The 26829-nt window shown below is 40.2% G+C and carries 25 protein-coding genes and 1 pseudogene; 9 read left to right on the top strand and 17 right to left on the bottom strand.

What is annotated here, in order from left to right:
- Positions 1 to 53: 53 nt before the first annotated feature.
- Positions 54 to 932 carry a YitT family protein gene (locus JOC74_RS10390; protein ID WP_053604508.1) on the bottom strand — a complete coding sequence of 293 codons (879 nt, stop codon included), beginning with the start codon at positions 930 to 932 and terminating at the stop codon, positions 54 to 56.
- Between the two features lie 176 nt (positions 933 to 1108).
- Entirely contained in the window at positions 1109 to 1528 is a 420-nt protein-coding gene (locus JOC74_RS10385) for a YwpF family protein (protein ID WP_053604507.1), read from the bottom strand.
- Positions 1529 to 1788: 260 nt separating this feature from the next.
- Here JOC74_RS10385 and ssb point away from each other — a divergent pair, with 260 nt between their 5' ends.
- The 4 genes from ssb to JOC74_RS10365 all read left to right on the top strand — a co-directional run bounded on the left by ssb (position 1789) and on the right by JOC74_RS10365 (position 5209).
- The gene (gene ssb / locus JOC74_RS10380) at positions 1789 to 2130 is read left to right on the top strand and encodes a single-stranded DNA-binding protein (protein WP_053604506.1); all 342 of its coding nucleotides are present in this window, start codon (positions 1789 to 1791) and stop codon (positions 2128 to 2130) included.
- Between the two features lie 242 nt (positions 2131 to 2372).
- Positions 2373 to 2948, top strand: coding sequence for an NADPH-dependent FMN reductase (gene ssuE, locus JOC74_RS10375; protein WP_053604505.1), 576 nt, complete (start codon positions 2373 to 2375; stop codon positions 2946 to 2948).
- Positions 2949 to 3124: 176 nt separating this feature from the next.
- Positions 3125 to 4342, top strand: a complete 1218-nt coding sequence (locus JOC74_RS10370; protein WP_053604504.1) for a threonine synthase — start codon at positions 3125 to 3127, stop codon at positions 4340 to 4342.
- A 126-nt stretch (positions 4343 to 4468) separates the two neighbouring features.
- Positions 4469 to 5209, top strand: coding sequence for a metallophosphoesterase family protein (locus JOC74_RS10365; RefSeq protein WP_053606125.1), 741 nt, complete (start codon positions 4469 to 4471; stop codon positions 5207 to 5209).
- 93 nt (positions 5210 to 5302) lie between these two features.
- On the opposite strand, the gene JOC74_RS10360 is transcribed toward JOC74_RS10365, so the two are convergent.
- Positions 5303 to 5773: a GNAT family N-acetyltransferase gene (locus tag JOC74_RS10360; RefSeq protein WP_053604503.1), complete on the bottom strand. Its 471-nt coding sequence runs from the start codon at positions 5771 to 5773 to the stop codon at positions 5303 to 5305.
- Positions 5754 to 6413 carry a uracil-DNA glycosylase gene (locus JOC74_RS10355; protein WP_053604502.1) on the bottom strand — a complete coding sequence of 220 codons (660 nt, stop codon included), beginning with the start codon at positions 6411 to 6413 and terminating at the stop codon, positions 5754 to 5756. Before JOC74_RS10355 ends, JOC74_RS10360 begins: the two co-directional genes overlap by 20 nt.
- A 190-nt stretch (positions 6414 to 6603) precedes the next feature.
- Between JOC74_RS10355 and ytvA the strand changes: the two genes are divergently transcribed.
- Together ytvA and JOC74_RS10345 are read left to right on the top strand one after the other, a co-directional pair.
- Positions 6604 to 7383, top strand: coding sequence for a YtvA family blue-light photoreceptor (gene ytvA, locus JOC74_RS10350; RefSeq protein ID WP_053604501.1), 780 nt, complete (start codon positions 6604 to 6606; stop codon positions 7381 to 7383).
- Between the two features lie 90 nt (positions 7384 to 7473).
- A complete protein-coding gene (locus JOC74_RS10345; RefSeq protein ID WP_053604500.1) occupies positions 7474 to 7839 on the top strand; it encodes a VOC family protein in 366 nt (121 codons plus the stop codon).
- Between the two features lie 303 nt (positions 7840 to 8142).
- On the opposite strand, the gene JOC74_RS10340 is transcribed toward JOC74_RS10345, so the two are convergent.
- The 7 genes and pseudogenes from JOC74_RS10340 to JOC74_RS10310 all read right to left on the bottom strand — a co-directional run bounded on the left by JOC74_RS10340 (position 8143) and on the right by JOC74_RS10310 (position 15177).
- On the bottom strand, positions 8143 to 8760 hold the full coding sequence (locus JOC74_RS10340) for a hypothetical protein (protein WP_053604499.1): 618 nt from the start codon (positions 8758 to 8760) through the stop codon (positions 8143 to 8145).
- A 21-nt stretch (positions 8761 to 8781) separates the two neighbouring features.
- Positions 8782 to 10089, bottom strand: coding sequence for a hypothetical protein (locus tag JOC74_RS10335; RefSeq protein ID WP_053604498.1), 1308 nt, complete (start codon positions 10087 to 10089; stop codon positions 8782 to 8784).
- Positions 10090 to 10144: 55 nt separating this feature from the next.
- Positions 10145 to 10279, bottom strand: coding sequence for an SWIM zinc finger family protein (locus tag JOC74_RS24290; RefSeq protein ID WP_158320309.1), 135 nt, complete (start codon positions 10277 to 10279; stop codon positions 10145 to 10147).
- Positions 10280 to 10731: 452 nt separating this feature from the next.
- Entirely contained in the window at positions 10732 to 11349 is a 618-nt protein-coding gene (locus tag JOC74_RS10325; RefSeq protein ID WP_053604497.1) for a nitroreductase family protein, read from the bottom strand.
- 141 nt (positions 11350 to 11490) lie between these two features.
- Positions 11491 to 12696 carry an acyltransferase family protein gene (locus JOC74_RS10320; RefSeq protein ID WP_053604496.1) on the bottom strand — a complete coding sequence of 402 codons (1206 nt, stop codon included), beginning with the start codon at positions 12694 to 12696 and terminating at the stop codon, positions 11491 to 11493.
- Between the two features lie 14 nt (positions 12697 to 12710).
- Positions 12711 to 13919, bottom strand: a complete 1209-nt coding sequence (locus tag JOC74_RS10315) for an acyltransferase family protein (RefSeq protein ID WP_053604495.1) — start codon at positions 13917 to 13919, stop codon at positions 12711 to 12713.
- Between the two features lie 390 nt (positions 13920 to 14309).
- Positions 14310 to 15177: pseudogene (locus JOC74_RS10310) on the bottom strand (LysR family transcriptional regulator).
- Positions 15178 to 15295: 118 nt separating this feature from the next.
- Between JOC74_RS10310 and JOC74_RS10305 the strand changes: the two are divergent.
- The gene (locus JOC74_RS10305) at positions 15296 to 16216 is read left to right on the top strand and encodes a DMT family transporter (protein WP_053604493.1); all 921 of its coding nucleotides are present in this window, start codon (positions 15296 to 15298) and stop codon (positions 16214 to 16216) included.
- Between the two features lie 823 nt (positions 16217 to 17039).
- Here the strand turns inward: JOC74_RS10305 and JOC74_RS10300 are convergent.
- From JOC74_RS10300 to JOC74_RS10280, 5 genes are read right to left on the bottom strand one after another with little or no spacing between them, the layout of a single operon-like run.
- On the bottom strand, positions 17040 to 18371 hold the full coding sequence (locus JOC74_RS10300) for a TRAP transporter large permease (protein ID WP_053604491.1): 1332 nt from the start codon (positions 18369 to 18371) through the stop codon (positions 17040 to 17042).
- A 3-nt stretch (positions 18372 to 18374) separates the two neighbouring features.
- Entirely contained in the window at positions 18375 to 18851 is a 477-nt protein-coding gene (locus tag JOC74_RS10295; protein WP_053604490.1) for a TRAP transporter small permease, read from the bottom strand.
- Positions 18852 to 18873: 22 nt separating this feature from the next.
- Positions 18874 to 19893: a DctP family TRAP transporter solute-binding subunit gene (locus JOC74_RS10290; protein WP_053604489.1), complete on the bottom strand. Its 1020-nt coding sequence runs from the start codon at positions 19891 to 19893 to the stop codon at positions 18874 to 18876.
- 23 nt (positions 19894 to 19916) lie between these two features.
- The gene (locus JOC74_RS10285) at positions 19917 to 21248 is read right to left on the bottom strand and encodes an aminotransferase family protein (protein ID WP_053604488.1); all 1332 of its coding nucleotides are present in this window, start codon (positions 21246 to 21248) and stop codon (positions 19917 to 19919) included.
- 14 nt (positions 21249 to 21262) lie between these two features.
- Positions 21263 to 22873 (bottom strand): amidohydrolase, encoded by a 1611-nt coding sequence (locus tag JOC74_RS10280; protein ID WP_053604487.1) that lies wholly within the window; start codon positions 22871 to 22873, stop codon positions 21263 to 21265.
- 108 nt (positions 22874 to 22981) lie between these two features.
- Here JOC74_RS10280 and JOC74_RS10275 point away from each other — a divergent pair, with 108 nt between their 5' ends.
- Positions 22982 to 23866, top strand: a complete 885-nt coding sequence (locus tag JOC74_RS10275) for a LysR family transcriptional regulator (RefSeq protein WP_053604486.1) — start codon at positions 22982 to 22984, stop codon at positions 23864 to 23866.
- 218 nt (positions 23867 to 24084) lie between these two features.
- The gene (locus JOC74_RS10270; RefSeq protein ID WP_053604485.1) at positions 24085 to 25509 is read left to right on the top strand and encodes an APC family permease; all 1425 of its coding nucleotides are present in this window, start codon (positions 24085 to 24087) and stop codon (positions 25507 to 25509) included.
- 138 nt (positions 25510 to 25647) lie between these two features.
- On the opposite strand, the gene JOC74_RS10265 is transcribed toward JOC74_RS10270, so the two are convergent.
- Positions 25648 to 26595 (bottom strand): DUF6454 family protein, encoded by a 948-nt coding sequence (locus JOC74_RS10265; protein WP_053604484.1) that lies wholly within the window; start codon positions 26593 to 26595, stop codon positions 25648 to 25650.
- Between the last annotated feature and the right edge of the window lie 234 nt (positions 26596 to 26829).

Raw genomic sequence — 26829 nt, 5'->3', positions numbered from 1 at the left:
GAAAAGCGGCTTAGGACGTTAATTTTACGAACAAAGCCGCTTTTCATATATAACTAAATGTTGTTTCCTTTATTTTGAGGGACAGTTGTTGATTCCTGCCCATAATAGCTATGATGTGTTGCAAAAAAAGTTCCTCCCGAGACGTCTTTGACGTTGTGAATAACAACAAAAGCATTCGGATCAATTTCTTTTATAAGCCTTTTTAAATGCAACAATCGATGTGAGCGAACAACTACATAAAGGACACTTCGTTTTTCTTTGGTATACTCGCCATGACCTTCAAACATCGTTGCACTTGAAGACATTTCATTCATGACTCTATGTGAAATCTCTTGGATTTTGGGAGAAATGATATTGACTGCTTTTTTAGAATCAAAACCGCCAAGAACATAATCAGTTGCTAATTTCCCGATAAAGAGTGCGATTAAAGTGTACATTGTATAGACAGGCCCGATAATAAAAATTCCGGCCAACACGACAAGTGCATCAAGTGCAAATCCGGTTCCGGTTAAATTCCAGCCTAAACGCACTTTTAACATCAATGCTATGATTGAAGTTCCCCCTACTGAACTTCCTGCTTGATAAATGAGACCAAAACCTACACCGGTTAAAAGACCGGCAAAAATTGCAGCAAGCAACGGATCTTCCATAGGCTTGCCCAGATTTTCTGTAAGATAAATGAATAATGACAAAAGGGGAACATTTAATATCGTTTTGTAAATCATGTGACGTGGGAGGAATTTAATTCCAACCGCTAATAATATAATAAATATAACAAGGTTAGAGATACTGGGAGATATCCCTAAACCGAAATAAATTAATAGAGACAGACCAACAATTCCGCCTTCAGCGATATGGTTAGGCATTGCAAGCAACGTAACTGAAATGGCGAATAAAAACGTTCCAATCACAATGTAAATGATGTTTTTCATAACACACCTCCTCATTATCGCCTTACATTTTACATGGTTGATTCGATTTTCGAAAGTATAATAGCAAACAAAAAATGCTTGACATTTGAAAACAAGCTTTAGTTCAGACGAAATGAAAAATAGTGGATCAGCTATGTTTCACACAACATGGCTGATCCACTATTTTTATTCGGTGGTTACGAATACAGATTTTTCCGAAAGTTCTCCAAAAGCTCTTGTCCGGTATATCCTTCTTCAAGCAGTTCTTCAAGGATTCCCTCAGATTCCTGTTTGAACCGATTGGAAACCATTCTTCCATCAAGCAAAATGGAAACGCCCTTATCCAGGGTGATTATATTTTTAGCCGTTACTAATAAGTGGGCAGGATGATTGGTTTTTTTAGTAATGGTAACCCATATATTGAATTCTTCATTCTTGTCCAGATACTTTTCGAATGTATCCCTCTGATCATTTGATATGACACATTCAAGCAACCAATGATTATCGCTTTCCTCCTGATTAATGACAAGACCTTGATCGATATGAATTTCTTTGTGAGTCTCGGTGCCATCGACTCGTTCCTCAATCGCCAAGTCGATCAGCTTAAAGGTTTTCATTACATTCACCCCGCAGACTGTAAATTTCTCCTCGTTCATTATAGCACAGAATTGAGAAAGCAAAGCTACAGAGCGTGAATGTAAATAGCAAACTTAATAAAATAAGGATTTCACTTCAATAAAGTACAGGAAAGTAAAAGCTGCACCAATAAAGAGAGAAAAACCTCTGGTTTAACGACTGTATAATCGTTTTATCGCTTTTTTCCTTCTGTGGCAATCTCGATTACAATGGTACCACCTTAGCTGAAAGGAGGAAGTGAATGTTTAATCAAGTCATGCTGGTCGGACGATTGACGAAGGACCCCGAGCTTCGTTATACGTCTGATGGCGCACCTGTGGCCACTGTCACACTAGCTGTAAACCGCAACTTCAGAAATTCCGAAGGTGATATCGAAACCGATTTCGTCAACTGCACCCTTTGGAGAAAAACGGCCGAGAACACAACAAATTACTGTCGCAAAGGTTCTATTGTCGGCGTAAGCGGAAGAATTCAAACCCGCAACTATGAAAATGCAGATGGCAACCGCGTCTATGTAACGGATGTAGTCGCCGATTCCGTTCGATTCTTAAGCGGCAAGCCGCGCGAACTGGTCGAAACGTAAGGAACTAAACAGGCCTACCATCACCTCTTTAGAAAAAATCACAATACCTTCTTCATCATCCCCCATTTTCCAGTCTTAGACTGGATTTTTTTATCTACTGATTCAATCTTTAGCTTGTCTGTTTTAGCTATATATTTTGATTCACCTACACTTTCTAATACGATCATGGTATAGTATGAAAAAAGCAACTGATTTACTTGGTTTATTATTTCACGAGTATTTTCATTAGGAGGTAGAAAAATATGAGTAACGTACTAATTATTTCTGGCAGTCCAACTCCCGGGTCACGTTTGAATGGAATCATTGATTACAGCCAAAACAAACTAGAGGAATCAGGTTTTGAAGTTGACCATCTTATCGTTTCAGAGCTCCCGAGTGAAGACTTAATCAAAGCCAATTTTGCCAGCGAGGCCATTAAGGAAGCTCAAGCAAAAGTTGAAAAAGCGACAGCCGCGATTATTGCAAGCCCTGTTTACAAAGCTTCATACACAGGCGTATTAAAAACATTCCTTGATTTAATCCCGCAAAAAGGTCTTCAAGGAAAAATTGTTTATCCGTTATTTGTCGGCGGTACGATCGCGCACTTTTTAGCGATCGATTATTCACTAAAACCGGTTGTCTCAGCACTGGGGGCCACCAATATTCTTAACGGCGTCTATGCCCTCGATCAATGGATTACCAGAGTTGATGCGAATCAATTTGAGTTAACGGAGGAACTGACGAATCGTTTGGAAACCTCACTTGACGTACTGATTCATGAAATAAAAAGCAAGCCTAGGGGAGTGGACCAGACAGCTTCTGAACAGCCGTTAAAGTAAGATAGATACCCGTGCAACTAATATGTGATGAGCTTCAAATATAGGGTTAAAAGCTGTTATTATAAGTGTAATAACAGCTTTTTTCTATTAAGTTAGCTCTCTGCGATTTTTCTGATTTTCCGGCAATATGCTGCAATCACAATCATATCATTAAGCATCTAACAGGAGGCGTATCAATGACACATAGCTACATCTCACACTTGGAATGCCCTAAATGCAATCGGGAATTTCCTCATAACGAAATTCAGCAGTTATGCAGCTGCGGTTCTCCGCTCCTTGTCCGCTATCATCTGCAAGAGCTGCGGGCAAAATTAAAACCAGATCAATTAAAAGAAAGAGAGAATTCCCTTTGGAGATATCACGAGCTTTTGCCGGTGACGAATCCTGAACATATTGTATCGCTCGGAGAAGGGATGACACCGCTTCTCCCAATGAAGCGTTCGGAAGCGGATATGAATATTCAGCGGCTTTTCATGAAGGACGAAGGCATCGTGCCAACCGGTTCTTTTAAAGCAAGGGGGGCAGCGGTAGGAGTTTCAAAAGCAAAGGAGCTCGGCGTTACTGAACTCGCTATGCCGACCAATGGAAATGCCGGAGCTGCCTGGGCGCTTTATGCAGCCAGAGCAGGCTTGAAATCAACGGTGGTAATGCCTGTGGACGCTCCAAAGATCACAAGAAATGAAACTGCTATTTCCGGATCCAACTTATATTTGGTGGATGGCTTGATTAGCGATGCAGGAAAAATTGTAGGAAAGGCTATACAAGATTTCGGTCTTTACGATGCTTCAACGTTAAAAGAGCCTTATCGTATAGAAGGAAAGAAGACAATGGGGCTGGAAATTGCCGAACAAATGAATTGGTCGCTTCCTGATGTCATTCTCTATCCTACCGGAGGGGGAGTAGGCATTATTGGTATATACAAAGCACTCTCAGAGCTAAAAGAGCTGGGCTGGGTAAAAGGCGAGCTGCCGAGGCTCGTGGCCGTCCAGGCAGAAAACTGCGCCCCGATCGTCAAAGCTTGGGAAGAAAGAAACTCCGAATCGGAATTTTGGGAAGACTCCCAAACAATTGCATTTGGCATAAACGTTCCAAAAGCACTCGGAGACTTTCTCGTGCTTGAAGCGATCTATGAAACGGACGGATGTGCGATTTCGATTGAGGATGCTGTGATTCTTGAGGAGCAAAAGAAAATCGCCTATCTTGATGGAGCCTTTATATGTCCCGAAGGCGCTGCTACCTTTGCTGCGGCCAGAGAACTTAGAAAGAAAAATTGGATCAAAGAAAACGAAACCGTAGTTGCGTTAAATACTGGAGCAGGAATCAAATATCCTGATACGGTAAATGTAGAAGTTTCTGTTTTGCAAAAGAATGAAAGTATAAGCAGCAATTCATGAAGAGAACAGCCTTTATCCAGGAGTAAACCTGGATAGAGGCTTTTTTAATAAATCTAGAAAAAAGGTATTAAATGAACTATGGAAGAACTTATTAGGTGATCTCACTTTTTGGAAGGAGTTGGAGAAGTGAAAATTGCTGCACTTTATGATATTCATGGGAACCTGCCTGCACTGAATGCAGTGTTTGAGGAGCTCAAGGAGGTACAACCTGACCTAATTATCATTGGAGGAGATATCGTCTCTGGACCCATGCCTGTACAAACACTGGACCGTCTTTCTTTAGAAGGTGATAAGGTACGCTTCATCCGCGGCAATGGAGATCGGGAAGTTGTCATTGCATTTGATGGTCAGTCTCTCTCCCATTTGACGGAGAAAGGACGTAAGAGTCAGCAATGGGTCGCTAAACAGTTAACACATTCCCACAGAGATTTCCTCGCCCAGCTGCCAGAACATATAACACTTAGTGTTGAAGGATTAGGGGATATCTTATTCTGCCATGCCACACCGCGTAGTGACGAGGAGATCTTTACACCAAATACCTCAATGGAACGACTTACCGCCATCTTTAATAATGTTGATCAGCAAATTGTTGTTTGCGGACATACCCATATTCAGTTTAAGCAGCAGGTAGGAGGGGTGTGTGTTCTTAATGCCGGGAGTGTAGGAATGCCATTTGCTGACCACCCAGGTGCTTATTGGCTCTTACTTGGCCCAGGAGAGTATGAGTTTCGGAGAACGACATACGATAGGGAAGCGGCAATGAAAGAAATCAATTTTAGCAGTGACCCTCAAGCTCCAGACGTACTCAAGTTAATTGCAGAGGCTGAAGGGATGGCAATGTTAGAGAGCATAGAGGATAAAGACTGAGGTATGCTCATCTCAAGCTTGGCCAGTCGCGATCAAATCCTACGTGCTTAAGATTAATGAAAAAGCTGACTTAGGCACGTAGATTGAACAATCTCATACAATCCTCTTCCTCAGCACAAGCTGCTCGCCCATCACGCCTTCCATTCGTTTTCCTGTATCGAGAAACCCAACCTGTTCATACAGTCTCCGCGCAGGCATGTTTTTTAGGTTTACAGAGAGAACAACATCTGTAATTTCGGAATGATGTTTTTTTACAAAGTCATTTAAGGCGAGCAGCCCATGATGGGCAAATCCCATTCTTTGCTTACGAAAATCAATCGAAAAAGAGGTTAATAGGATAGCTGTTGAGATATCAGTGTAATTCTTGACGATTTCTCCTGTATGTAGAACAAAAAAACCGACTACTTCTTCGTTGGCTAAGATGACGATCGGTGATTTTGTTTCCGATGAATAAAGCATATTGGCTGGCAAAGCAGTATATTTGGCTTGTTCTTCAGGAAGCTCGTAGACCGTTAAAGCAGGAAGATATTTTAATTGGTAATAATCAAGCATTACGTTTGTCATCTTTCGTTCCTCCGCTAAGCTGTTTCAATTTTTCAAAATCCTCATAAATAAGGGGTAATAATGAGCGATTGTAAAAAATGCTGGCCGGGTGGAAGGTTGGAAAAAGGATATATTCCTCCTCTCCCAACACCAGCTGATTATTTTCTAGGCTGTCAAGTTCAAGAATTGAAGTTTGGCAGGCTTTCCCGTGAATTTCCGTCATTTTCTCCTTTTTTCCGGTCAGCCGCTCAAAAGCGACAGCACCCAATGCGACGATGATGTACGGCTTGATTTTTTTGATTTGATAATCAAGCAAAGGTGCATGGGCAATGATCTCCTTTTTATTTGGCTTTCGATTTTCTTTCTTAATCACCTTTTTGCCCCGAATGATTTTTTCCTTCACGCGAAATGGCCTGCTGCGGACTGTGCTAGTGATGTAGATTTCTTCTCTGTTAAGTTCGGCATGCTCAAGAAATCGATCGAGCTCAACACCTGCTCTTCCGCAAAAAGGAATTTCTTTGATGATTTCTTGTTCGCCGGGTGCTTCGCCAACAATCATAATTTCAGCTGTTTCTGAACCCCCGCCAAGAAGAAAACCTTCTACCTGAAAAGGAGAAATTCTTTTTTTGCAGGCATCAAACAATTCAATTGGGATATCCATATCCCCACTCCTTTAATCATTAAACAAACGTTTATTTCATTTAGTATAAAATAAAAAACTCTCCGCAAAAAGATGGAAGGTAAAAAAATGGTTTGAAACATAAAGAATAAGGGAATATCATAAAGGTTATTAAATCGTACGAGTTTTATGTATTACATTTTTACCAAGTAAGAAGGAGAGACCAAGAAAAATGAACCTGGAATCTGACACTCCTAAAAATCAGAAACTGATAAATAAAGCTCTGGATTACGCGGAAGTAGGCGTCACGATCACTGATCCTACACTCGAGGATAATCCAATTGTTTATGTGAACAATGGTTTTTTAAAGATGACTGGATATTCTGAAGAGGAGCTAATCGGAAAAAATTGCAGACTTCTGCAAGGACAGGGAACGGACAAGGAATCTGTTCGAAAGATTCGGGAGGCAATTGATAATCGGAATTCCATTAAGACTCAGCTGTTAAATTATCGAAAAGACGGAACAGAATTTTGGAATGAACTAACCATTGAGCCTCTTTGGATGGAAGAGGAAGGAAAGCTTTATTTTGTCGGGCTGCAAAAGGACGTTACCGAGGATATCAATCGGCAAAAACAGCTGTCAGAATTTACGGATGAAATGTATAAGCTTTCGACGCCAATTGTACCGGTAAGAGACGGACTCAGTATCCTTCCTATTATTGGAACTCTAACTGAAGTTCGCTTCGAAAATTTAATTTCCACTGTGTCAACCTACATAACAGATGCGAAAGATGACTACTTTATCATTGATCTTTCGGGGCTTGTTGAAGTAGATTCATTTGTTGCGGACGCTATTTTTAAGCTGAACAATTTAATTAATCTAACAGGAACAGAACTCATAGTTACTGGAATAAAGCCAAACCTCGCAATGGCTATGGCGCAGCTCCATGTAGAGTTTAAATCATTAAAAACGTATATGAACGTTAAATCGGCTTTAAAGCAGATTAAGTGAGAAAAAAATTAGATGGACTAGCCAGAATAAGCATCTTCAATTATTATAGAAATACGAACGTAAGTTCTATAAAAATTAGGAGGTTGTGATATGAGTAAAGTTTTACGATTTGAATTTCAGGTTCCAAATCCTGAAGAAGCAATTGAGTTTTATTCAAATTGTTTTGGCTGGAAGTTTGAAAAGATGCCTGGGACGCACGACTATTGGTTTATTTTGACAGGTGAAAGTGATAGACCTGGTATCGATGGAGGATTAATGAAATCTCCTGATGGCGCTACCAGAACGACAAATTCCATTGAAGTCTCTTCGGTTGACGACTATCTTAAGATTGTTGTAGATAATGGAGGCAAGGTAGTAGTGCAAAAAACAGCAGTCCCGGGGATGGGTTACTTCGCTTATTGCTTGGATAATCAAGGGCTGCTTTTTGGTGTATCTGAAGAAAATACAGAGGCTTAATAACAAATGTGAGAGAGTATGTAGGGAAAATTTATTAAAACTCCTTATCAAAAGGAGTTTTTTAGCTGAAATCAAAGAAAATGATAATGAGCAGGTATGGAATTAATAAAAAAATGGCCCCGCTATGACGGCGAAAGCCATTCCCCAGCAGTTCTTTTCATTTGAAACTGTTTTAGGGAATAATTGTACTGTACTCGGGATAATTGTGGCCGTTCACGTGGAGAATTGCACGGTTGTTGGAATAATTGGCCCGTACTCGAGAATAATTGCACGGTTGTTGGAATAATTGCACCGTTATCAAAATTAATTGCATTTCTTCAACAGCTTATCCACACGCTTCTTTTGAGGATCCGATAGCATGTCTCTTCGGTTGATGAGAACTTCCTTAAAGTCTAATACATTTTCAGGTGTTACACATACAAATGCCCGCTCTGCATGCTGGCCAACTTCCTTTGGTCTGCACGTGTTCAAGTGTTCGATGATGGCTCGAAACATGGTCGGCTCATATTCTTTATTTGCTTTTGCCAGCTCGGCAAACAGGGTGATGCTGTGGTCTCTTGTGATGACGCTGCCTTTTTCATAGGCATGAAAGATCGTTTCTCTCTGTTCAAAAAGCTGGGCCGGTTTAAGGTGGGCAATTTTTGATAGTGCGGTCATTGCACCCCAGACCATTCGGTTATTTTTCGAGTTTAATTGTTCAATTAAGATCGATACATACGGGGCAATGAGTTCAGGTTTTCTTTCGCCGACTTCACTTATCACCTTTATGCAATCTGCAGCGATTTTTTTATTGGTATTGGCTAAATCGTCAACGATCTCCTTAATTCCAGCAGCATTTTCCTCAGCACATAATTCTTCGGCTAAAGCAATATTTGGTTGTTCGTCTTCACGATCCAGATAATAAGCAATTTGTTTGATCATTGCGTTGACTCAACTCCTTGACTATATCTTTTCAAGCTCATCAATGAATGCCGGCCTTCTTTTATATGTTTGTTGAAGGTTTTCAATTAACAGATGGGCATGGATGTCGCCGCTAGCTTTTTTGAATGTTTTGATCTTCTTACACACCTTTTTATATTGCTTTCTATTACTCGATTCATGAGCTTCAATTTCTATCCATTCGGCAAATAATTTGATGACTTCTTCAAAATAATCTTTAATAAGGTACGGATGAAGATATTCAATCTCCGGTTTATGATTTTGACAATACCTTAAAAGTTTATCAGACATTTTTTCGGTTTTTAATATTTCAACATATGTGGAAGGAGGGTAAGATTGTTTTTCAAAAGTTTCTATCATTTCTTGCAAGACATTGTTCCACTCTTCTGGTTTGTATAGTGTTTTAAGCCTAGAATAATATGTGTACTCATTTTTATATACAAAATCTTGCAGTAACTTCTTCTGCATGGTGACGTCGCCAAGTTTTTCATAAGCAAGCAGCTGATATTTTTTCCATTTATCAACAAGTCCCGGATATTCCTTGTCAATTTCTTCTCCTTCTTCACATAAGGACAATACTTGTGAAAATTCACCTTTTTCTATTAAGTGAGTAATCGCTTTTTCTCTAAAGGGGTTTAAACCCAAATGCTCAAAAATAAATTTTAATCCCTTTTCTTCTTCATCGAAACGCTCAATTAGCTGTTGCTTGAGAAGCAATAATTGTTCTTTTTTATATTCGGAAAACCAAGACTCTCCGCTTAAATTCTCTAGCATATTATGAATCTGTTTTTCTAATTTGGACCTTAAATCTGAAATGCTGCAAAAGTATATACAAATTTCTAAAAGTCTTATTCGCAAGTCATCCCAGCTATCATAACGTTTATGCTGCGCTTCCTTCATCAACTTTTTGAAAATACCCTTCTTTTGAGAATCCTTTAATTGATGAATATTTGAAGTTAATGCTTGATCTATTATGTCAAAACTCTCTTCGATAACACTGCCCACAAAACCATTTGAATCATCACAATATTGCAGCATATCGACAACAGGTGATAAAACAGTGATTGAAAGGAACACTGCACTTTCCGTATCGCCAACTTCCATCTTTTTATCAGCTTTTTTAAGCGTCATCTCTGCTCCCCGCAGCGCATCGCTTACACGGTTCCACTCAATAAATCCGCGACTTTTAGCTTTGTTTATATATTCTTTAATTAATTTTTTGCTGGATTGAATCTCGTCCTCTTTTGCTCCGTATTGAAATAAAATATTTTTTTTAATATCATAATTTTCTTCCGAGAGCTTAATAATCATTTCCTGCAATTCATCATAAGAGAGATCAGCAAGTGTTTTTCTGATGTCACTTTTCTTATTTTTCAGAGGTGAAATGTAATTTCTGCCTTAACGCATAAAAAGCTGCGGCTTGGTGTTTACAATAATCTCCCCGATCATAAGGGCAGTCACAAAATGAAACTACAATCTCATTATCGCCGTCAATAGACACTTCAACATTGTAATTTGAAGTCCCGACAACTTGAACAAGATACTGATTTTGCTTTATTTCATCTATCGTTTCAATTGACCATGATTAAAATAATCGAAGCCGCGTTCCAAAATAACTTTATCAAAATGATTTTCGAAATCGAAAAGATTCATCTAACATAACTCCTTTAAATGAAGGATAAATAAATTTTAGCATGTTTATCGATTCAATTTCGACAGTAAAAACTTTTGGGAGTGATAGGTCTGAAGAGAGAGGTAGCACTTACAAAGAAAGTTTATAAAGATAGGCAAAACGAGAAGCGTCGAACCTCCAATATATCGACGACCTTCCAGATATACCGGCGATCCCTATCATTTTTACAATTTTACCGCCAAACCGTCAGAAAAACGAATACAATTTATCAACTATAAAAAGAGGCCGGAACAAAGTCCAGCCTCTTTTTTCAACGATTCTTACAACCAGGTAGATACTTCTGTGACAGGAAAACGACCGCTTTGGTGAGCGGGTTTCACTGATTTGCCGACAGATATGAGCATAACCGGAACATATCTTGAATCTATATCGAAAGCTTCGACAAAGGCTTCTTTATTAAAGCCGCCGATCGCACACGTGTCATATCCCTTTGCTTTGGCTGCGATCATAAACTGCATAGCAGCAAGGGAAGCGTTTGAAAATGCCGCTTCTCTCGGATACGTCTCATTGGTGTAAGCCCGATTGATCTGGCCTAAAAGAGTGTCTTTTACTTCTTCTGTCATATACCCGGCTTCTGCAAGCGGACCGTAGATTGCTTCTCCATTTAAATTCGCTTTCACATCACCCAAAATAGCAACAACAGCAGAAGCTTTGACAATTTGATCTTGATTGAAGGCGATCGGAAGAAGCTTTTGCTTCGACTCATCGCTGTGGAATACGGTAAAGTGCCAGTGCTGCAGGTTCCATGCGGAAGGTGCTTTAGTGGCAAGCTCTAAAATTTGCGTAAGGTCTTCTTTTGAAATTTTTACATCAGGATCGTACGCTCGAATGGAAGTTCTCGTGTTTAATACTTCGATTGTATCTGTGAGTGTCGTCATGGCAGTTCCTCCTACAGTTTTTCATATTGAACTTACAAAAAGTAAGCTTGTATTCCTATCTTATCGGTTGATCAAGTCAAAATCAACTACGACGATTATACAATTAAAAAAGACCAGATCCAAGTGGACCCAGTCTCTCTATTAAACCTCTCGTTTGACAGGAATCTCGTTCGTCCGTTTGCTGAATATCTTTCCAATCAATACCCTTCCAAATTTGATTCCGGTTTCCTCTACGACTTTAAATAAAATCAGTGAAACCAGAATGTTGATGACTAAGAAAGCAAGTAATGAGACGGCTGCAGTCTGTATCACTCCTAAATCTGTGTATGATATAACCGCATTGACAACTATCGGAATAATGATCATGTGCGTTAAATACAATGAATACGAAATATCAGCGCCAATTTTTGCAGCTTTGTTGGATAAGCATTGCTTGATTATGTAAAGAACCGAATTGACCCGCGGGTGAACCAAGCGCTTTACGTCATCGGAAAACATCAGCGTAATGATGCCTATCGTGACAAGTATCGTCCAGCGTCCCTGGAAGGGCAAGACAAGAAGAATCCACATGCCAAGATGAAACCGGCTCGCTCTTTTTAAGGCAACACATGCCATAATCATTCCCAGTACAAAAAAGTGAAGCTTAAACACTATGAGGGAAGGTGCGCCGAAATCAGCCAGTATTCCGGAGCTGTCCCATGATCCGAAAAGCTTTGGCGCCAGAAACCCGATGACAAATGAAGCTCCGGTAAAAAGAAGCAGTGTCTTGTTAATTAAAGCTTCGTTTCGGAAGAAAATCAAAAACAAAATAGGGAAAACAAGATAAAACTGCATTTCTAAAGAAAGACTCCAAGCCGGACCTAGCAAGCTGGTATTTTGCCCGGGAATCAGGCCATGTAAAAATGTGAGATGCGAGAACAAGTCACTCATCCCTGGAATCGCTGCAGAATTAAAGGTAGTTCCGAAGCTTGCTTCCTTGCCAGTAAAAAAAGAATAGTTAGAATGCACATATTGAAAGTTCGTTTTAAATAAGACGAAAGCAGCCAATATCGCGACGAAATAAATAGGATATAATCGGACAAGCCGCTTCAGCCAAAATTTAAAAATCGTCGTCTTATCACTCGGCGGCTCTTTTTTTTCTTTTAGTAGGTAGTGATACATCATTAGGAAACCGGTTATAATCATAAATCCATCAACGGCAGGACCTGCACTTAGCAAAATATCACTAATCAACGGAACGGAAATAAGCTCTTTTCCCCCCGTGTACGTATAGAAATGACCTACGGCGACCCACAAAGCCAATAGAAGACGAGTACCATCTAAAAACTTAGTATCGATCGGTTTCATTGGTTACTCCTTTCCTATGAGGTTTGTTTTGCCTGATTAATAACAGGTTCTTGGACTTTTCTTCCATACAGCTTATTGATCAGCGTTCGTCCAAGCTGGATACCGTTCTTTTCAACTGAAAGATAAAGCAGGTAACAGATGACGAAATTCACAAGCAAGGAAATCAATAGTGATAAAACAAGAATTGCCTGCTTGCTGCTCACATAAGGCTGCAATAATTGGATTGAGACTAAGATCATTGGCGGCATAAGGATCGTATGCAGCAAATAAAAGGAGTAAGAGATATCGGCGCCAATCTTAAATGGTTTAATCGATAAAGCCAATTTGAAAAAGTTAAGAAAAGAATAGATGCTTTTATGCAAATATGGCCGATATACCTCTAACATCGTCATAACGAATAGGAATCCCAGCAGCAATATTGTTAATTTGCTTTGAAGTGGCAATACAACCGCCATAGAAAGAATGAGAAATAGCATATGAGTTTTTTTCAGAGCCACTGAAGCCAGCAGCATGCCAAACAAAAACAATGGAAGCTTATACAACAAAATAGACGGCGCTCTAAAGGTTGCGTAGAGCCCTTCCTGCGGATGATGTCCGAAAAGCTTTATAGTAACAAGTGATAATACTGAAGTTAAAACGATAAAAACACCGAGACGGTATTTGACCGCATTTTTTGTACCAAAAAATACAAAGAACAGAAACGGGAAAAGAAAATAAAATTGCATTTCCAACGACAAGCTCCATGCGGGTCCAATAATTCCTAAAACATGAGAAGGTATAAACCCATGGACAAAGGTTAAATGGCTAAATAAATTCGATAATGTCATTCCAGCTCTGTCGATTGAAGACTTAGCACTCCACTCTTCATAGGAAATATTGCCGAAGAACATCAATGATTCGCTTCTGCAGTAGATAATAAACTCATAAGCGAAAAACCCAAGTAAAATTGCCAGCAAATAAACGGGATAAAGCCTGAAAAAACGTTTGATCCAGAATTTAGAAAATGTACTTCTTAAATAATAAGGATCCTTATGTTCTCTTAAAATATAGTTATACATCATCAAAAATCCGGTAATCACAATAAAGCCATCTACAGCTATCGTCCCATCGGGTACAGAAAATGGAAGCTTGTAGGCGACCATACTATTAAAATGAGAAAGCGCTACCCAAAGAGCCAATAGAAAACGGGTTCCATCTAAAAATTCCGTGTTTAGCTGTCTCATAGATCCTCCTTATTATTCCTTAAATTGATCGGAATGATCGGATATTTACTTTTAAAGTACACCTCCTATAGGACTGTCGAAAATAAATTTTCTACTGTTTTCTTAACCTTATAAAATAGTAATATTTAATATTATTTTTTAAAAGTACAATTCGACTTATATCGAGCGTTTTTTTTCCTTTCATTCCTAGTCATATCAACCCCTCTTATATGACAATTAAAAGACAATTCTGTTAATCCAGTGCCATTCGTCCTGAGTCAAACGTTAAGAATGGAGGATCTTCTCCAAAAGCAGAATGAAATAAGAGAAGTGATAAAGTGGGTGAAATAAAAATAGAAGGTCGCCATGAAGACATGACGACAATTTAACAAAACGATGATGAGTATAGACCTATCGATCATTATTCAGCGAGGATTTTGTTAATTCGGCAAATTTCTTTGCTGCGGGGGAAAGGTTATATCTTGTAGCAAGACCAATCGACCGATAGCTGTCTATTTCTAATGGAATGGCACGGACACCTGGCAAAAGTGAATTTAATACCATTTCCGGTAAAATACTAATGCCAATATGATGTGCTACCATAGACATAATTGCACTTTCTTCCATTAATTCAAAGCGGACATTCGGCTGGACATGATGTTTTTCGAATAAAAGCTTAACATCATGATAACCGCCATATGCAGGCATAATAAACTGTTCGGTCTCTAATTGTTTAAATGAGATCGATGATTGATTGTATATTACTCTCGCTGGAAACAATACACAGGAGCCGGTCTTTTGTTAGCGGGATGACATCAAATTGATTAGAGTGGCTGACGTTAATAAAGCCGCAATCAATTTCTCCGCTCAATAGCCACTGTTCAATTTCAATATAATCACCTTCTAGTAGTTCGATTCTAATATCAGGATATTTCGCTTCCATTAATTTAACAATATTAGGAAGCCAATTTGTGGAGACGCTGGTGAAAATACCGATTCTTATCGTTCCTTTTGTAAGGCCGACGATATTGGCAGCTTCTTGCTGGACTTTCTCGTTAAAATGCAACACCTTCCGTATTGTCAGCAGCATCGTATCTCCTTCATTGGTTAATGTAATGCCTGAACGATTCCTGTTTACTAAGGCAAAACCAAATTCTTTTTCAAGACTATGAATCGCATGGCTGACGGCAGATTGAGTTAAGCCTAATAAATCTGCAGCTTTTGTGAAGCTGTTTACTTCGGCCACTTTATTGAGGATTTCATACTTAATGATGCTCATGGCTGTACCTCCTTAACATGAAATTAATTCATGTAGACGATTATAAAAATTCGTTTTATTAATGTCAATTTTCCTTTTATACTGTGGATAGATATGACGGAAATTGGAGGAGATCTGCATGAGTTATCAAGCAAGAGCCAATATGGTATTAGTTGTCGTAAATATCTTTTGGGGCTTATCTTATGTTTTTATGAAGATGGGTCTTAGTTCTCTTCAAACTTTTAACATAATAGCACTCAGGTGTCTGATTGCTTTTTTTATCGCAGGCATAATCCTGTATAAACACCTCATTCAGGTGAATGTTCGTACAATGATTGATTCGGCTATGCTGGGGATACTATTGTTTCTCGTTTTTACTTTTGTAACATATGGCGTTAGCATGACGTCTGCCTCGAACGCAGGATTTCTTGTCAGCATGACTGTCATTTTCGTTCCAGTCGTTCATAGTGTACTGATTAAGCGTCTTCCGCCTTGGCCGATTCGTATTGGGGTAGTGGTTACGTTAACCGGGATCGGACTATTGACGTTAAAGCATTCGTTTCGTATAAATCCTGGTGATCTTTTATGTATCAGTGCTGCTTTTTGTTATGCCATCCATATCCTATTAACCGGAAAAGCGACAAGGCATGCTAATTCAGTTACACTCGGTATTTTTCAGCTCGGTTTTGCAGGGATACTAGGATTAATATGCAGTTTTCTCTTTGAAACTCCTTCCCTGCCATCTACAGGGCAAGCCTGGATTGCTATACTAGGCTTAGGGATTTTGTGCAGTGCGATCGGCTTTGTTGCCCAGGCGGTTACGCAAAAATACACAACACCATCAAATACTGGATTAATCTTTTCGACGGAGCCTGTTTTTGCTGCTTTGTTTGCCTTTCTTATGTTAGGGGATGTTTTTACGCTAAGAGATGTTGTTGGTTCTGCTATCGTCATACTTGGTATTTTGATTGCACAAATCGATAAAAACTTATTTTCGAAAATAAAACGTTCTTATAGAAATTTCTATCAACATGGATATTTAAAGGATCAAAAAAAGTAAATGCAGATGAAAGAAGGGCACTCCAAGCGTTTGGCTGAAATGTGGTTTTTTATTTTTCTCAAATTGAAGGGAAAACCATCATTATCGTTTATCTTTCTCCGGAATAAAAAAATTGCACAAGAGCAGCATTATGGAAAACACAATAGAATGAAGAATAACGGGTTCGGTTTTGAAGTGCAAAAATTAAATTAGCTAAATAAATAACACCTGTTTTAGCATAAGTTTTTGACCGTAATTAACATTAAAAATAGAAACAGAAAAAGCTTCGGTTAATTTCCGATGCTTTTTTAGATTTATTGCTGAAAGTTATTGTCGAATGTGATTTGCATACGGGTCATATAAACCCGTAAGTAATACAACGCTTCCTGATAAAATTATTGTTCCTACTATTAACAATCCATTGCCAATAATTTTATCGTTCTTTTTTCGTGAGAATATCCCTAGTGAAATAAAAATTATTGCGATGGGTAATTAGTACGAGACCTAAACCAATGTTCAATGGTTATTCCTCTCCTTTAATGATAAAGACATTTTTTTATTTAATAGGTATATTTTAATAGATAATCAGAACAAACCTTTATAAATTATTTTAAATAATCAGTTCTCGCTGATATTCCGATTGCGTTTGTGTATCGCTTTTTGATGGTGGTTGTACGAGTATTTAATACTAAGCTGCTTATACTTAAATCACCAAAAAACTTAAATCAACAAAAATAATAGGTCCAAATCATATGCGATTTGGACCTAAAATAGATACACTGATTAAGTTTTTGTACTCATAACCGAACCCGTTAAATGAAGAATCCACCTGTGTTTTTCGCTGTCAAAGAAGAGAAGGCAAATACATCGATAGAAACGGAATGAAGCCGATAATTAACAGCCCGAGCACCATTACTAAAAAGAAGGGGATGGCTGATTTCGATATTTGTTCGATGGATACCTTGCCGATCGCCGTGGCAACGAATAAGTTGGCTCCAAACGGCGGAGTAATAAAGCCGATAGCTAAAGCCATCACCATGATAACTCCAAAATGAACAGGGTCAATCCCAACCTGAGTTGTAATCGGCAGAAAAATTGGAGTCAAAATCAGAATAGCGGGGATCGTGTCGATAAAACATCCTACAATCAGTAGAAATCCAATGATCAATAGCATGACGATATACTTGTTATCAGAAAATGAGGTAATTGCTTCGGCAATCGTTTGGGGAATATTCTCAATATTTAAAACATAGGCGAAGCACACAGATAATGCGATTAAATACAACGTAGCGCCAACAATTTTAAGCGTTTCAACCATACTGTCGTAGATATCCTTCCAGCTTAGCTCTTTGTGCAGAAATTTACCAACGACAAACCCATAAATGATCGCAACAGCCGCGGCTTCAGTCGGTGTAAAAATACTCCCGTAAATCCCGCCAAGTATAATGACGGGGGTAAGCAGCGCCCATTTCGCATCATAAATCGTTTTTAATAGATGTTTGACGTTAATTCCTTTTTTTGCGCCTGCCATCCCGGTTTCTAAAGATGCAGCGACTTCGATATCTGTTTTTATGTTTCCCACGCCTTTTCTCACAAGAATGAGATACGAGACTGCCATTAACAAGATCCCGATAAGAACTCCCGGCAGAATGCCTGCCATAAACAGCTTGCCGATGGAAACATTTCCTGTCACACCAAACAGAACAAAAGGAATGCTGGGCGGGATAATAACACCGATTGCGCCTCCCGATGCGGTTAACGCTGATGCAAATCCTGCTCCGTAGCGCTCCTTTTTCATCGCTGGTATGACAAACGAGCCAATCGCTGCGACAGTTGCCGGTCCGGAGCCGGAAATGGCTGAAAAGAACATACAGGCAAGAACCGTCATCATCGCGAGGCCGCCTTTAACAAAGCCAATCAGAGAGCCGGCTAAATCAAGCAGTCTTTTCGAAATGCCGCCTTTTCCCATCAAGATACCAGCCAGCATAAAAAACGGAATTGCCATAATCGGAAACGAATCCAGTGAGGTAAATACTTTTTGTGCCATCGTAAGTAGAGGAATATTATCACTGAAAAACACGATCGTTAACAAGGTTGCCATCCCGATAGAGATTCCAACCGGAACACTTAAAAAAATGAGTGCCAACAAGACAATGAACAAAAATAGTGTGATCAATGGCTACCCCTCTCTTTCCTTGGAACTGAGAACTATATACATTTTTTGAAGCAATCGAATGCTCATTAAGCCCCCGCCAATCGGAACGATCAAGTAAAGGATCCACATCGGAATTTCTATCGAAGGGCTTAATTGCCCCGTCATTTTCATTTTCATAATTAAGATGGTTCCTTGATACGCAAGGAAAAAAGCAAACAGAAACCAAATAAACAACACGAAGCACTCAAACCATTTCAACAAGTGCTTCGGAATGATTTTTTTAATAAGCTCGACCCGAATATGGCTGTTTACCCGAACCGCATAGCTTGTCCCAATCCACGCAATCCATATAAGAATGTACCTGGACAATTCCTCGCTCCATCCCAATGAGACATCGAGAACATATCGGGTAAGAACCTGAAGGGAGACAAGAATGACGATAAAGGCAAGAGCGGCTACCAATAATATTTCTTCAAGTTTTTTATCCAACAGGGCAAGCATGATCGTTTCCCTCCCAACTATTTTACTGTTGCTGCATCAAGTTCATCGTTTCAGGGCCGATGAGTTTCTCATATTTTTTGATAACCAGTTCTAATTCTTTTTTAAATACAGCTTCCTGCTCCGGTGTTAATTGATTGATTTTCATTCCTATTTCCTTTAACTCCGCCAGATTTTTTTCTTCTTGCTCTTGTGTAAATGATCGCTGCACTTGGTTGGCTTTGCTTGTTTCTTCCTTTAGGATTTGCTTAAGATCGTTCGGCAATTGATCAAAAAAGTCTTTATTTATTACGGTAATGAGAGGAGCGTACACCTGGTGAGTCAATGTCAAATATTTTTGCACCTCATAAAATTTTGACGAATAAATAAGCGTAACAGGATTGTCCATACCATCAAAGGTTCCTTGCTGCAGGGCAGAATATGTTTCGGAAAAACTAAGCGGTGACGCATTAGCTCCTAATTCGTTAAACGTCTCCTGATAGAGCTTGTTCTCAATAACCCGTAATTTTAAGCCTTTTAAATCATCCGGCGTTTCAATCGGCTTGGTATTATTGGCAATCTGGCGGAACCCGTTTTCAGCGTATCCCAGGCTCACCAATCCATTAGAGAGAAGGTCCTCGTTTAATTTTTTTCCCAATTTTCCATCGACGGCTTTTCTCGCTTCTTCAATCGACTGAAATGAAAACGGCAAATCGAAGACCATGAACTTTTTATTAAACGTTGAAATCGTTGGCGTTGCGACAACCGTCATCTCAATATTGCCCAGCTGGACAGCTTCAACGGCTTCCCGATCAGAACCGTACAGCTGTCCTCCTGGATAAATCTCAAGCTTTAATCTTCCGTCTGTTTTTTCTTCCAAGCCTTTTTGCAGCTGGACAAGAGCTCGGTGGGAGGCGTGGCTTTCTGAAACAACATGAGTCAATCGTAAGGTATATCCTTTCGCTGTGGAATTTTCTGATTTGGCTAAACCTAAAGATCCGCAAGCAGATAAAATCGTTAGGAGTGAAAAGGAAATGGCGACTAAGAATACCTTTTTATCTCTCATAAAACTCTCCTTTCCGATATCGCTCATTGCAAAACTGTAAAGGCATCGTCTAAAACAGTAATGATTTCGCTTATTTGCTCCTTCGTAATGATCAGCGGTGGAGCAAATACTAACGAATCCGCTCCTTCATACGTAATTCCGCGGCAAATCAGTCCACGCTGCTGCAAATCAGCAACTAACTTCGGTGCGATTGGCTCTGAAAATCGTTTGTTCGTTTCTTGGTCTTCTACCAATTCAATCGCGCCAAGCAAGCCGAAGGTTCTTACTTCCCCTATGATTGCGTGCTTTTGTTGCAACTCTCTAAATCCTCTATATAATTCTTCACCCATTCTTTTGGCATTCTCAACGAGCTGCTCGCTCTCAATGATTTCCATGTTTTTTAAGGCTACAACACACGCTGTCGGATGTCCGCTGTACGTATATCCGTGGAAGAACGTTCCTTCAGAAAGCTCAATCAAATCGTTGTAGATCGTTTCAGAAATGATCACACCCCCAAGAGGCATATAACCGCTTGTAACTCCTTTCGCAAAGCAAAGCAAATCAGGCGTGATTCCGAATTGCTCCACGGCAAAATATGTACCTGTCCGGCCGAAACCCGTAATGACTTCGTCGGCAATGAACAAAATGTCATGCTGCTCACAAAGCGCTTTTATTTCTATAAAGTAATTTTCAGGAGGGAAAATAACCCCGCCCGTACCTTGAATCGGCTCCGAAATATACGCGGCGATCGTGTCAGCACCTTCTGATTCAATAAACTCTTTAAACGCCTCAACGGAATAATTGTCAATATGATAAAAATCCGGAGCGGTTGAAGGGGTAAACTTGCGGAACGCTTCAAGGCCTGTGGCACTCGTTGCTCCCATTGCCACCCCGTGATAGGACCGTTTTCTCGAAACAATTTTCTTTTTCTCCGGCTTCCCTTTCAGCATCCAGTAGTGTCTGACCAGCTTGAACGCTGTATCGTTTGATTCCGAGCCACCTGACGTAAGGAAGACGGTATTCAAATTTCCGGGAGCCTTTTCCGCTAATTTGGCTGTCAATCGGATGGCGGGTTCATGGCTGAATGTGGTAAAGCTTGAGCTGTAAGCAAGCTTGGACATTTGTTCTAGAGCGACTTGGCCAAGCTCCTGTCTTCCGTGGCCGATATGGACATTCCAAAGGCATGAAAGTCCGTCGATCACCGTGTTTCCATGTATATCCTTCAAATAGATTCCGCTGCCTTCCGTAAAAATGACGGCCGGTCCTTCTTCCTGATGTTGTTTAATCGAAGAAGAAGGATGCAGATAGTGCTTTTTATCCAGCTCCCGTAATTCTTCAATGCTGTGTGTCATTTCATTCGTTATTGTTTTGTTCATTTTAATTTCCTCCTCTAATGTAATATTTTTGCTCTTTCTTTTTTATAAATTATTTCGCCGCCAATTATCGTCATCTCAACCGCTGTATCCCGCACTTCTTCCGCAGAAAAAGACATAAACCCTTTAGGGAGGACGACTGCGTCGGCAAATTTACCAATTTCCAGCGTCCCTTGTTCATGCTCGGCGAAAGCCGCATACGCCGCATTCACGGTATACATTTGAAGAGCTTCCTCTAATGAAAGGCGTTCTTTAGGTGACAGGACAGTACCTTTTAGCGTTTCCCGCTTCATCGCACAATACATGCCATAGAGAGGTGAGCTGGTTACAACCGGGCAATCCGAGCTTCCTGCTGCTTTTATCCCCCTTTCGAAAAAGGTTTTTAATGGTTTGAGACGCTCCGTGACTTTCGGCTGCAAGACTTTGTTGTACACATCCCCGGCAGCGTTCAGAAAGCTTGGCTGAGGAACGGGGATAAGCTTCAATTCAGCTAATCTTTCGATAATTTCCGGTGTTGTGACGCTCGTATGCTCGATTCGATGCCTGTGATTGGCCCGCGGGAATGCGTTCAAAGCTTTTTCGTAAGCGGCAATCACCTGAAGGATGGCACGGTCGCCTATTGCGTGAATCGCCACTTGAAACCCTTCGCGATGGTAATCTAACACTTTTTTCTCTAATTCCTCCGTGCTAATCACCATGGCACCGCGCTCTCCAGCAGGATTAATGTACTCTTCAGAAACAGCGGCGGTCCTGCCGTTTAAGGTGCCGTCCGAAAACATTTTGATCGATCCGATTTTCAGCTTGTCGTTTCCGAATCCGGTCGTGAGCATCAATTCATTTGCAGCTTCAAAAAATGAATCAAGGATCATACCGTACACTCTCACGTTCAGCGACCGATCGATGCTCATTTCCTGGAACGCGCGAAATTCGTTCATCGAGTTAGTGAAAAAGCCCATGCCGGCTTCATGCACGCCAGTAATTCCGAGGCTTGTATACTCACGATCTGCAAAGGTGATTGCATCTTTGATTTCGTCCAGTGTGAAAGGGGGGAGTATGCGTTTTACGATGTCGGCTGCCTTTTCCTTCAAAATGCCTGTTGGCCTGCCGTTCATATCTCGGACGATTTCACCGCCAGCTACATCCGAAGTATTTTCATTGATGCCTGCCAGCTGCAGCGTAGTTTGATTGACGACAGCCGTATGAAGGCAATTCCTTAAGATATAAACCGGGTTAGAGATTTCGGCAAAATCAGCAGCGGTTGGAATTCTTTTTTCTTGGAGTTTCTCTTCATTAAAGCCGATTCCAATCACCCAATCGTCCTTGTTTAACGTTGCGGCCTTCTCTTTAACGGCATTGACAAGATCCTTGATAGAATCGACGTTACAATTGACCTGTGACAAATAAAAGCCGAAGTTGACCATGTGCTGATGGGCATCAATGAAACCGGGGAGAACCGTTTTCCCTTCCAAATCAATGGAAACAGTCTGATCTCCCAGCCATTTTTCCATGTCTTTTTTCGTGCCAAGCCCGATGATTCGGCCATTTTTAGCTGCAAGCGCTTCGTACTCTCTTTTATTCTTATCCATCGACACAATACTACCGTTATACATCACGACATCAGCATACATACTTTCATCCCTCCCGATTAGTTGATAGAAAATTTACCAAGATGTTTGAAAATTCGATAAATTAAATGTATAAATATACAGTTAAATGAAATGACGGAGGTGTGACGGTTGGAACTAAGAAATTTAAAGGCTTTTCATAGTGTCGCAGATTGTTTAAACATTACGAAAGCAGCTGAAAAATTAGGATACTCTCAGCCGGCAGTAACGACCCAAATCAAAATACTTGAGAGAGAAATAGGGACAAATTTGTTTGAGAGAGTCGGAAGGCAAATCGTCCTGACTCCTTCCGGCAACATTATGAAACAGTATGTCGATCAAATGTTATTGCTGCTGGAGGACATGACTGAAAAGATAAATGAGACGAAACAGGCCGTAAAACCAATCATAATCGCTGCGCCGGAATCCTACTGCATTCACTATTTACCTTTTTTAGTAGCTGATCTTGTTCGCCAAAACATCAATCTCCAACTCATCACATGCAGCAGCAATCGGGTGATGGAGCTGATTTCTCAAGGTAAGGCCGATATTGGTGTTGTGGCTGGTTCAGTTTCTCCAGCCGAATTTGAAACAACCGTACTTGAGAAGGAAGACTGCTTGCTTGTAATTTCTAGTGAAGTTTATCGAAAAAACAAAACTATCGATTTCCTCAAAACGTACCCTTATATTTCATTTCAGACAACAGATAGCTATAAAAAGATTTTGAATGATTGTTTAAATCAACTAGGTTTTTTACCTTCTTCAATCGTTGAGTTTGAAAGCGAAGAAGCGATTAAGAAATCTGTTTTAAACCAAACAGGCATCACCTTATTAAGTGCAACAATGGCGAAATCTGAAATTGAGTCGGGTGCTTTACATATTCTTCATCGATTCCCGGGCGTGATCACAACCTCTCTGTTATTATCGAAAAATGGGCATCGTCCGGATATTTCTTTAGCAGCTGACATCATCCGAAGTAAATGGTTATCGATTCCAGCAATGAAGCATGTCATTTAAATTGAATTTATCGTAGCATAAACTATTTTTCAGATAAAATTGAATATTTTAATAGTTTAATAAAATTATTTTATAGTAATAGCCTTAGCCTTGATGAAACACAGTGGCAGCATGCTTTTCGCCTGATAGATATCGTCATATTATCTTCCGTCTGTTTTATAGTATTTAGAATTTTCTGATATGATTGGTAGAAAAATATGACGGAGGGAAAGGATAATATGGAGAAAAAGGAACGCGAACTAAAAAAAGTGCTCAGTCGTTTTGACGTTTTATTTATGGCGATCGGCGCAATGCTCGGTTGGGGATGGGTAGTGTTATCAGGAAATTGGGTGACCTCAGCGGGCTCGTTCGGATCGATGACGGCGTTTCTCATCGGGGGCTTGCTTGTCATATTCGTTGGGCTCACCTATTCCGAGCTAACGTCTGCCATGCCCGAAGTCGGGGGAGAGCACGTTTTTGTCGACAGGGCGCTCGGCAAAAAGGCTTCTTTTATCGCATCGTGGGCGATTACGTTCGGATATGCCTCGGTTGTCGCATTCGAAGCCGTAGCCTTGCCAACCGTCGTGGAATATCTTTTGCCCAATTATCAAGCCGGCTATTTGTGGACACTGGCTGGATGGGACGTCTATGCTACTTGGGCATTGATCGGAATGATCGGCGCCGTAATTTTAACGGTAATCAATTACATTGGGTTAAAGCCGGCTGCCTTGTTTCAAACCGTGTTGACCATTGTGATCGTTCTTATCGGAGTCATGCTTATATTCGGATCATTTACGGGCGGAGATGGAGCTAATCTTGAACCGTTTTTTGTCGGTGGAACAGGCGGGATAATGGCTGTTCTCATTATGGTTCCGTTCATGTTCGTAGGCTTCGATGTCATCCCGCAAACAGCAGAAGAAACAAATCTCCCTCATAAAGAAATTGGCAAAATCCTGATTGTATCTGTCATTTGCACGGTCATTTTTTACCTTAGTGCCGTATTTGCCGTATCTATGGCGCTCGATGCCGAAACTTTAAGGACATCCGCCTTGCCGACAGCTGATGCAATGGCTGTATTATTCGGTTCTGATATATTTGCTAATATCTTAATTCTTGGCGGAATCGCCGGAATTATCACAAGCTGGAATGCATTTGTTATCGGTGGAAGCCGAGTATTGTATGCGATGGCGGAATCCGGGATGCTTCCTTCATGGTTCGGAAAACTGCATCCAAAATACAAAACGCCTTCAAACGCTATTCTCTTTCTCGGCATTTTAGCTGTCCTTGCTCCTTTACTTGGAAGACCCGCACTCGTATGGATCGTAGACGCAGGAGGTCTCGGAGTGGTTGTTGCTTACTTTATGGTTGTCCTATCATTTATTGTTCTTCGCAAAAAAGAGCCTGACATGGCGCGCCCCTTTCGAGCTGGAAAAGGACCAGCGGTTGGCTGGATTGCCCTCGTCTTAAGCTTCGGATTTATCGTGCTGTATATGCCGGGCATGCCGGCTGCACTTGTTTGGCCATATGAATGGTTGATTCTCGCGGGATGGACTCTAATTGGCGTCTACTTTTTTGTGCGAATGTCTAAAGGACGTTATGAGACCCGGGAAAAAGCAGTGAAGGAGGGAGGGGTGAAGACGCCGGTTCGTCATATCGATGGGTAAAAGAAGCGGACCATATCATTGGATCTGCTCTGCTGAAGACCTTTAAGATTGGGGCTTGTGTAATACTAAATCCATCTATTTAAAGAGAGTACCAATAAGAAAACTTTGATGTTCGGCATCAAAGTTTTCATCTGAAAATTATTTTTTACTAATATTTGTTTCATAAATTAGCATTGATGATTGATCATCATCAGGTACAGCGTACAGTTTAATTCCTTGTGTTGTATTTTCAAGAAATACTGGATTACGTGTTACAACATGTCCTTTAGGAGAAAACAGAGAAATTGGCAGTTCATGAACCATATCCATTGTTTTCATATCCAGTAAGGCTAGTCCGCCCAATTCATATTTCGCAGTTGATGGTGCTGGTTGCGGCAATTCAGTGATACCACTGCATACCATATGGTTTTTTCCAGCATTCTCGCAGTCTTGATAATCAATAAAGTGGCTAGGATTACTTGATTTTCGAAGAATTTTTCCTTTTTCATTAAACTCATAAAATGATCTTGAACCCCAGCTAATAGCTTTTAAAGTTCCTTTTTTTCTATCACGAAGTATTCCTCCAATGTGGTCATTCGTGCGAAATACTTCTTGGGACTCCATCGTTTCCGGATTCACTTTATAAATGATGGACTTGCTATTTGGGCGATACTCTGCAACAGAAACCCAGATCGATGTACCGTCAAATGCAATTCCTCCGGGATGATACATATCTCCTTCACCAAGCTTTATATCTTTTAGAAGCTTTCCTTCTTTGTTAAAAAGAAAAAGGTGTCCGACACCTTTACCAGTAGTACGATCATAACCGTCTTTCGGCTTGTCGTATTTAACAGGTTTTTCAATGATTTCTACAGAAGACATGTAGTACAAGTCTCCAACTTTCGTCAATCCTTGTGGATGATATGTGTTAAATTTCAGATCGATTTCTTCTTTCTGTTCCCAACCATTATCTCGAGTAAGTTGTTGGAATTTTTCTGTCAGTTGTTTTCCTTCTTTATCAGAAGATAGCGTGTCAGGATTTGCAAGCACTGTTGCTCCTGTTCCAATAACAAGCATGGCAGCTAGTACAAAAATGGCTTTTTTCATCATTTCATCCTCCTGATTTTTAAGTGAGTAAAAAAATTTTAAAATGATTCGGACCGTAAAAAATCGATTAACAGGTGGTATTCTTCGCCCCAAAATCATCTTAAAGATCCCATATGTATCTTAATATGAAAATGTTAAGTTAAAATAATTGGAGTCTTAGATATTTGTAAAAATACCGATTTTTCTTTTGTGAAAAATCACATGGATATTTTGGATGGCCGAGAAAACGCAGTC

Origin of the sequence: Bacillus capparidis (assembly GCF_017832095.1) — a bacterium.
Taxonomy (GTDB): Bacteria; Bacillota; Bacilli; order Bacillales; family Bacillaceae; genus Bacillus; species Bacillus gobiensis.
Note: the sequence above shows the minus strand (reverse complement) of the source record. Positions and strands in the feature narration are given on the sequence as shown.

Bases quoted from the DNA above. Each gene is read 5' to 3' on its own strand.
- JOC74_RS10285 (WP_053604488.1), bottom strand. From the start codon at position 21,248: ATGAACAAAACAATAACGAATGAAATGACACACAGCATTGAAGAATTA.
- JOC74_RS10345 (WP_053604500.1), top strand. From the start codon at position 7,474: ATGAGTAAAGTTTTACGATTTGAATTTCAGGTTCCAAATCCTGAAGAA.
- JOC74_RS10315 (WP_053604495.1), bottom strand. From the start codon at position 13,919: ATGAGACAGCTAAACACGGAATTTTTAGATGGAACCCGTTTTCTATTG.
- JOC74_RS10340 (WP_053604499.1), bottom strand. From the start codon at position 8,760: ATGATCAAACAAATTGCTTATTATCTGGATCGTGAAGACGAACAACCA.
- JOC74_RS10320 (WP_053604496.1), bottom strand. From the start codon at position 12,696: ATGAAACCGATCGATACTAAGTTTTTAGATGGTACTCGTCTTCTATTG.
- ssb (WP_053604506.1), top strand. From the start codon at position 1,789: ATGTTTAATCAAGTCATGCTGGTCGGACGATTGACGAAGGACCCCGAG.
- JOC74_RS10305 (WP_053604493.1), top strand. From the start codon at position 15,296: ATGAGTTATCAAGCAAGAGCCAATATGGTATTAGTTGTCGTAAATATC.
- JOC74_RS10295 (WP_053604490.1), bottom strand. From the start codon at position 18,851: ATGCTTGCCCTGTTGGATAAAAAACTTGAAGAAATATTATTGGTAGCC.
- JOC74_RS10335 (WP_053604498.1), bottom strand. From the start codon at position 10,089: ATGATTATTAAGCTCTCGGAAGAAAATTATGATATTAAAAAAAATATT.
- JOC74_RS10370 (WP_053604504.1), top strand. From the start codon at position 3,125: ATGACACATAGCTACATCTCACACTTGGAATGCCCTAAATGCAATCGG.
- JOC74_RS10355 (WP_053604502.1), bottom strand. From the start codon at position 6,413: ATGGATATCCCAATTGAATTGTTTGATGCCTGCAAAAAAAGAATTTCT.
- JOC74_RS10265 (WP_053604484.1), bottom strand. From the start codon at position 26,595: ATGAAAAAAGCCATTTTTGTACTAGCTGCCATGCTTGTTATTGGAACA.
- JOC74_RS10360 (WP_053604503.1), bottom strand. From the start codon at position 5,773: ATGACAAACGTAATGCTTGATTATTACCAATTAAAATATCTTCCTGCT.
- JOC74_RS10325 (WP_053604497.1), bottom strand. From the start codon at position 11,349: ATGACGACACTCACAGATACAATCGAAGTATTAAACACGAGAACTTCC.
- JOC74_RS10390 (WP_053604508.1), bottom strand. From the start codon at position 932: ATGAAAAACATCATTTACATTGTGATTGGAACGTTTTTATTCGCCATT.
- JOC74_RS10270 (WP_053604485.1), top strand. From the start codon at position 24,085: ATGGAGAAAAAGGAACGCGAACTAAAAAAAGTGCTCAGTCGTTTTGAC.
- JOC74_RS10280 (WP_053604487.1), bottom strand. From the start codon at position 22,873: ATGTATGCTGATGTCGTGATGTATAACGGTAGTATTGTGTCGATGGAT.
- ytvA (WP_053604501.1), top strand. From the start codon at position 6,604: ATGAACCTGGAATCTGACACTCCTAAAAATCAGAAACTGATAAATAAA.
- JOC74_RS10290 (WP_053604489.1), bottom strand. From the start codon at position 19,893: ATGAGAGATAAAAAGGTATTCTTAGTCGCCATTTCCTTTTCACTCCTA.
- JOC74_RS10385 (WP_053604507.1), bottom strand. From the start codon at position 1,528: ATGAAAACCTTTAAGCTGATCGACTTGGCGATTGAGGAACGAGTCGAT.
- ssuE (WP_053604505.1), top strand. From the start codon at position 2,373: ATGAGTAACGTACTAATTATTTCTGGCAGTCCAACTCCCGGGTCACGT.